The following is a 1,070-nucleotide window of genomic DNA, read 5'->3' as shown; positions in this document are numbered from 1 at the left end:
GCCCTGGGCCCGGGTGCCGACCCTGCTCCGCGAGATCGCGGCCGAGACGCCCGTCCTGGCGGGCCGGCTCGTCGACAGCCCCGACGAGCCGGCCTACAGGCGCCACGGATGAGGCGGCCTACGGCCTGACCCCTGAAAATCCCGGATTCGAAAGGTCGAGACCTTTCGCGGGTCCAGGACGGAGCCCTGGTGCATCGGGCTTGCCCCGATACCCCGCCAAAGGGCTGAGCCCCTTGGACACCCGGCCCCCCTCGATCCGAGCCGGGGTGACGCGGCGCGGGGCTGCGCCTAACCTGCTCCCATGCGCGTCTTCCACACCGCCGCCTCCGCCCGGCACGATCCCGACCAGTACCTGCGGCGGGGCACGCCGATCCCGCACCCCGAGCAGGCCTCCCGCTACGCCATCCTGCACGCGGCGGCCCGGGATGGCGGCCATGCCCTCGCGGAGCCTGCCGATCACGGCCTCGACCCGATCCGGGCGGTGCACGATCCCGGCTACCTCGCGTTCCTGGCCGAGGCCTGGGCACGCCGATCGGAGATCCCGGGGGTCGCCGACGAGATCCTCACAGGCAGCTTCGCCCGGCCGCAGATGCACCGGACGCCCGCCGGCCTGCTCGGGCGCGTCGGCCTCTACACCGCCGACACCTCGACGCCGATCCGGGCCGGGACCTGGGCGGCGGTCTACGGCGCGGCCCAATGCGCCGTCGCGTCCGCCGACGCGGCCCTGGAGACGGGCCACGCCTACGCGCTGTGCCGGCCGCCCGGCCACCACGCCTACGCGGATTCGGCCGGCGGCTTCTGCTTCCTCAACAACAGCGCGATCGCGGCCGAGCGGATGCGGGCGCCCGCAGGCGGCCCCGTGGCGATCCTCGACATCGACGTGCACCACGGCAACGGCACGCAGGGGATCTTTTATACGCGCGGGGACGTGCTCACCGTCTCGGTCCACGCGGACCCGTCGGACTATTTCCCGTTCTATGCCGGCTATGCCGACGAGACCGGGGCGGGGGCCGGCACCGGCCTCAACCGCAACCTGCCGCTGCCGCCGGGCTCCGGCGACGCGCCCTGGC

General features: G+C 74.2%; 1 protein-coding gene. It reads left to right on the top strand.

Annotated features, from left to right (window positions below; all coding sequences use genetic code 11):
- Positions 1–301 precede the first annotated feature (301 nt).
- Positions 302–1,070, top strand: a 769-nt coding sequence (locus tag FV228_RS30615) for a histone deacetylase family protein (protein ID WP_147857841.1), incomplete at its 3' end; no start/stop codon positions are given.

The sequence above is a fragment of the Methylobacterium sp. WL18 genome (genome assembly GCF_008040015.1).
In the GTDB taxonomy this organism is placed as follows: domain Bacteria; phylum Pseudomonadota; class Alphaproteobacteria; order Rhizobiales; family Beijerinckiaceae; genus Methylobacterium; species Methylobacterium mesophilicum.
This window is presented reverse-complemented; position numbering and strand designations above follow the sequence as displayed.